This is a genomic window from Bradyrhizobium sp. 23 (assembly GCF_023073295.1).
In the GTDB taxonomy this organism is placed as follows: Bacteria; Pseudomonadota; Alphaproteobacteria; order Rhizobiales; family Xanthobacteraceae; genus Bradyrhizobium; species Bradyrhizobium canariense_D.
The window spans coordinates 18,449-24,306 of sequence record NZ_JADPJF010000041.1; the positions used below are offsets into that span (position 1 = coordinate 18,449).

Here is a 5,858-nt window from a genome sequence, read left to right on the forward strand (position 1 = left end):
AGCAGCCCGACGGCGACGATCACGCTGCTCCGCAGCGGCAACGTCAGTCAGGCAGCCACGGCCGGCTTCACGACGAGCAGCGGCAGCGCACTCGCAGGATCCGACTACACGACCACATCCGGCACGGTGACCTTTGCTGCCGGCCAGGTGAGCCAGACCATCTCGGTGCCGATCATCAATGATGCGACGCCGGAGAACGACGAGACCTTCACCATCACCTTGAGCAATCCGACGGGCGCCACGCTTGGCGCTCAGGCGACAACGACCGTGAAGATCCTGGACAACGACAACCCCGCTCTCGGCAATCTCGTGGGCGAGACGGCCGTCTCGGGGCTGAACCAGCCTGCGGCGATGGACTGGACTCCCGACGGCCGCTACATGCTGGTCGCGCAGAAGGACGGCGTGGTGCGGGTGGTGGACAACGGCACATTGCGATCGACTCCGCTCATCGACCTTTCGAGCGAGGTCAATGATTTCGGTGATCGCGGGCTGCTGGGGATCGCGGTGAATCCGAATTTCGCAAGCAACCACTATGTCTACCTGCTCTACACCTACGATCCGCCCGAGACGGCGGGCCAGAGCGGCCTTGCTGCCGCTGATCAGGGCGGCAACCGGCCTTGTCGTCTGGTGAGGGTTACTGTCGACCCCACCACGATGATCGCCAATCCGGCCAGCGAAGTGGTGCTGGTCGGCAAGAACAGCACCTGGGCGTATACCAGCCGTCCCGACGCGAACAGCGGCGGCGATCCCAGCATCGTTCCCTCCGGGATCGTCAACGGCACCACGATCACGGCTCCCGCCAGCCAGATCGAGACAGGAGCGCAGGACAACGATCCGGACAGAGCCGGCATCCAGAACCAGAACATCCGCGACTATCTTGCGACCGACAGCGATTCGCATTCGATCGGCGCCATTCATTTCGGCCCCGACGGCTACCTCTATATGACGGTCGGGGATGGCACATCGTACAACTTCGTCGATCCCCGCGCAGTGCGGGTCCAGGACATCCACAATCTCTCGGGCAAGCTGTTGCGGATCGATCCTGTCACGGGCGAGGGAGCGCCGGGCAATCCGTACTATCAGGCCGGCGATCCAAACAGCAATCAGTCGAAAGTGTTCTACTACGGCGTCCGCAACGCGTACCGCTTCAGCTTCGATCCCGTCACGAATCTGCCTGTGCTCGGAGACGTGGGCTGGAATAATTGGGAAGAGCTCAATACGGGGCCTGCGGGCTCGAACTTCGGATGGCCCTACTTTGAAGGTCCGAACAAAACCGCCAGCTACCAGAACCTCTCGCAGGCGATCACCTTCTACAACAATGGCAACCGCAACAATTTGTCCGACCCGCCTGCGGTGTTCCCGATCCTGCCTCTCAGCCACGGCGCACCGGACGGCTTCCATGTGATCACCGCGGGCGATTTCTACAATCAGAACACGATGTTCTTCGACGACGTCTACAATGGAACGATTTTCGCCGCGACGCTGGATGCGAACCGGCAGGTCGCAGGCGTCCAGTTGGTGGACAACGTGCCAGGCATTGTGGACATGCAGAAGGGGCCCGACGGTTGGGTCTATGGTGCCGATATATATGACGGCACGATCCGACGTTGGGTGGACCCCTCGGCCGCCGGCAACGTGGGCCTCGCGGCGTCATGACCACGAGTGCGCCGGGAGAAGGTGCCCCACTTGTGAGACTTGTATAGATCTGTGGGGCACGACAGAGCCGATGCCCTCACCGCACTTGCATGCTTGTGACAGGTCGTCCCGCCGGCGCAGTTCCGCATGATTCCGGCCACATGACAGGAGTCATGCTCCCGGGCGGCCAATCGTCGCCCACATTCGGCTGTCGCTCGGCATCTGCATCCGGACCCAGCCATATGGCACTTGCGACCAGGACTTGATCTCGGACGCCAGATTATCGAGGACCAGATCGCCGGTCCTGGCGCGCACCAGCAGCACGAGGTGATGGTCTCCAGAACTGGTGACCACCTCGCTTAATAGCAGGGCCCGCGCGGGCCAGCCGCGGTGCAGCAGCTCGTGACGCTTGCTCACTGCGTAGTCGTTGCAATCACCGCGATCGGGGTTAACGATCCACTGCTCACCTGCAAGGCCGAGTTCATTGGGCTGCGGAGCAATGGCGCGGTTCACGGCGCGATTGACTGCTTTCAGCTCTGCCCATCGTTCCTTGGTCAAACGGACCGGCCCGCCGCGGAAGAAGCGCCGCTGGCGACACTCGGCCTCATAGCGCATGCAGAACATCGTATAGCTGAAGGGCGGAAGCGTCGGGCGTCCCCGCTCGATATGCGCAAGAGCCGCTTGCGAAGTCCCTGGTGCGGTCAGCAATGCCGCACCCGCCCACTGAACGCCTCCGATCATGACAGCCAAGACTGCCGCGACGACTGGTCCCGAGGCTCGCTGCATCTGCCGATCCTCCTGCGAACGCCAAACCGAGCCCGGATTCACTGCTCAGCGCTGCCGCCCCGGTCATGGGAACGATCAACCGCCTGTAGTTTATTATTTAATACCAGTTAAATTTTAACTGGCAATAATAAGTTGAGAGTTAACTCAGCGAAGATGTCGCACGCAGACAGCTACCGGATGCCTGCGGCCTGCCGAAGTGAATGAAATGGAGCAAGAAGTTCCGATCGGCTCGGGGGTCCCGATGGATGGCCCGTCAAGCCTGACCCTGTACGCCAGGCGAATGGATGTTCTGAGCGGACGCTCGTTCGAGCGATCGGTGGTCTCGCCTACGGGCAACAGGCATCCGTTACGGTCGATCCGCCGCAAGCAGCGCGATTTGCTGCGACTGATCAGGAGGTGGGGCGGCCTCACAACGTTCGCGTTCGCGCCGCTAAATCTGCTGCGGCGACCTGACATCGCTAGAACGCTGCGGTGGAGCGTTCAAACCAGCGACTCTGTCTCGGCGCGTGTTGCGCTTTCGTCGGTCGGGCACGCCCGCTGCCGATGCGTCCGGCCGCCCAGCCCTGCTTTCAGAGGCTGTTCGCAACGCCGGCGCCCAGGGACAGGGCGCCGGCGCCGAATGCATGCGGTCGAGCGCTGCTTTCTTCCGCGTAGACTCAGCGCTCCTTGAACGCGCGACCCGCCTGATCCTGCAGCGGCTTGAGCAGATAGGACAGCGCGGTCCGGCCTGCCGTCTTGATGAAGACCTCGACCGGCATGCCGGGCAGGAGCTTGGCCGACCCAAGTTTCGCCAGCTCTGCCGGCTTCAGCAGGACACGGCCCGTGTAGTAGCTCGTGCCGGCGCGCTGATCCTGGGTAATGTCTGCCGAGACCATGCTGACCTCGCCGTCGATTTCGGGCGTGGTCTTCTGGTTGAACGCTGCGAACCGCATGGTCGCGATCTGCCCCATATAGACCTGGTCGATGTCGCGCGGTGCGATCTTGACCTCGACCGCAAGCGAGTCCGCATCCGGCACGATCAGCATGATCTGCTCGCCGGGAGAGATCACACCCCCGACCGTGTGGACGCTCAGCTCGTGGACGCGGCCCGATTGGGGAGCCCTGATCTCGATCCGATTCAGTTGATCCACCGCCGCGGTTTTGCGCTCGCCCAGTTCGGAGAGTTTGGAGCGCGTCTCGATCAGGTCCTTGCCGACTTCCGTCCGCAGGTCCTGGTCGATTTGAATGATCTGGAGTCCGATTTCCGAGATCTTGCCCTTCGACTGAGCAATCATTCCCGCAAGCTGGCTGCGCTCGCCTTCGATGCGGGCTGAGTCGCGCTCGAGAGCGTTAAGCCGCGTGATCGGCACCAGATTCTTTTGCCAGAGGCTGCGCACGCCCTCCAGCTCCTGGCGGATGAATTCGACTTCCTTCTGCTTGGCCTCGGTCTGGCCCGTGTAGCCCTTAATCTCGTTCTCCAGCTGCGCGCCTTTCTCCTGCAACTGCGCTTTTTGGCCGCTCCGCGCCTGACGACGCAGCTCGAACAGCTTCCGCTCCGCGGTGATTGCACGATTGGCCTCGGAGTTGCTCTCCTTGGCCCGATCGAGCAGCACCTTGGGAAACACGACCTGGTCGGCGCCATCGCGCTCGGCCTCGAGACGAGCCTGTCGCGCGAACAGCTCATCGATGCTGTTGGTGACGATCGTCGCATTGGCGAGCGTCTGGGTCTCGTCGAGGCGGATCAAAACGTCCCCTGCATTGACCCGGTCGCCTTGCCGCACGCGCAACTCTCCGATGATGCCGCCAGTGGCGTGCTGGACCTTCTTGACGTTCGAATCCACCACGACCACGCCCTGGGCGATCACCGCGCCCGACAACTGGGTCGTCGTCGCCCAGCCGCCGACCCCAAAGGTAACCAGAGCGAACATGATCATCCCAACGATCATGTAACGCTGGATGGACTGCAACGCCGGTGCTACCTGACCGCTCATCGGCCGCCTCCTTGAGCATCCGCGACAACCTTGAGCGGCACCGGATTCCGCAACACTCGCTTGAGAACCTCCTCCCTCTTGCCGAAGGACTGGACCCTGCCTTCGCCGAGGCACAAGACATGGTCCACGCCTTCCAGCGCCTTCGGCCGATGCGCGACAACGGCGACGATCCCGCCGCGGCGGCGCACGTTCAGGATCGCCTCGGTCAACGCCTCCTCGCCCTCGGCATCGAGATTGGAAGAGGGTTCATCAAGCACGACCAGGAAAGGCTTGCCGTAAAAGGCGCGCGCAAGCCCGATACGCTGCCGCTGCCCCGCCGACAGCGCCAGCCCTCCCTCGCCGATCTTCGTGCTGTAGCCGTCCGGAAGGGAGAGGACGAGGTCGTGCGCGCCCGCGGCATGCGAGGCTTCCAGAACAGCGGCGGCGGTTGCGTGCGGGTCGAAGCGCGCAATGTTCATTGCAATGCTGCCGTTAAACAATTCCACGTCCTGGGGCAGATAACCGATGTGCTTGCCGAGGGCGTCCGACGACCAGTGATCGAGGGCCGCGTTGTCGAGCCGGATCCGGCCTCGAATGCACGGCCACACCCCGACCAGCGCACGCGCGAGCGTCGACTTGCCTGATCCGCTCGGACCAATGATTCCGACCGCCTGCCCGCTCCGCAGCTGGAAAGACACTTCGCTCAGAGTTGCCCTTTCGGTGTTCGGCGCGCCGATATAGAGGTTCTCGGCGGTGAGGGTTTCGACGGGCGCAGGCAATGCCAACCGCTCCTCCTCGTGAGGCAGAAGCTTCAGCAAGTGATCGAGCCGTTGTCCCGATTGTCGCGCGGCGACGAATCCCTTCCAGTTCGCAATGGCCATTTCGACGGGAGCCAGGGCCCGCGCGGTGAGGATCGATCCGGCAATGATGATGCCGGCCGTCGATTCTTGGTTGATGACGAGGACGGCGCCAACGGCGAGAACCAGCGATTGCAAGATCGACCGGAAAATCTTGGAGGCACCACCGAGTCCGTTTGCGACATCGCTGGCCCGTTCATGGGCCGCGAGGTACTTCGCATTGACATCCCGCCAACGCAAGGCCGCCTGGTGCCGCATGCCCATGGCCTGCAGAACTTCGGCATTGCGCCGCCCCTCGAGCGCGAGGGCAGTTCGCGAAACAGCGAGACGCGAGCTCGCTTTTGCCGGGCCTCGGGTGCGCGTTTCCGTGAGCATCGTAATGCCGACCAGCACCAGTGCGCCGATCAGCGCAGTGACGCCAATCCAGAAGTGAAAGAGGAAGCAGACGCCGAGATAGATCGGCATCCAGGGCAGATCGAAGAGCGCCGTGGGCCCTCCGCTCGACAGGAAGCTGCGGACCTGATCGAGGTCCCGCACCGGCTGCAGGCCGTCGCCATCCGCTCTGGTCTTCAACGGCAGGCGAACAAGCGCGTCGAAGATGCGAACGCCGAGGCTTTCGTCGAGATACCGG

Annotated in this window: 4 protein-coding genes; 1 reads left to right on the plus strand and 3 read right to left on the minus strand. The window is 62.9% G+C overall.

Features of this window, described 5'->3' with window-relative positions:
• On the plus strand, nt 1–1,656 hold a 1,656-nt coding region (locus tag IVB32_RS09610; protein WP_247410255.1), incomplete at its 5' end, for a PQQ-dependent sugar dehydrogenase.
• A 150-nt stretch (nt 1,657–1,806) separates the two neighbouring features.
• On the opposite strand, the gene IVB32_RS09615 is transcribed toward IVB32_RS09610, so the two are convergent.
• The 3 genes from IVB32_RS09615 to IVB32_RS09625 all read right to left on the minus strand — a co-directional run.
• Nucleotides 1,807–2,421: a transglutaminase-like cysteine peptidase gene (locus IVB32_RS09615; protein ID WP_247370104.1), complete on the minus strand. Its 615-nt coding sequence runs from the start codon at nt 2,419–2,421 to the stop codon at nt 1,807–1,809.
• Between the two features lie 656 nt (nt 2,422–3,077).
• Nucleotides 3,078–4,391, minus strand: a complete 1,314-nt coding sequence (locus IVB32_RS09620; RefSeq protein WP_247370081.1) for an HlyD family type I secretion periplasmic adaptor subunit — start codon at nt 4,389–4,391, stop codon at nt 3,078–3,080.
• The coding region (locus IVB32_RS09625) for a type I secretion system permease/ATPase (RefSeq protein WP_247410256.1) at nt 4,388–5,858 on the minus strand (1,471 nt) is incomplete at its 5' end. The genes IVB32_RS09625 and IVB32_RS09620, both read right to left, overlap by 4 nt.

Bases quoted from the DNA above. Each gene is read 5' to 3' on its own strand.
- IVB32_RS09615 (WP_247370104.1), bottom strand. From the start codon at position 2,421: ATGCAGCGAGCCTCGGGACCAGTCGTCGCGGCAGTCTTGGCTGTCATG.
- IVB32_RS09620 (WP_247370081.1), bottom strand. From the start codon at position 4,391: ATGAGCGGTCAGGTAGCACCGGCGTTGCAGTCCATCCAGCGTTACATG.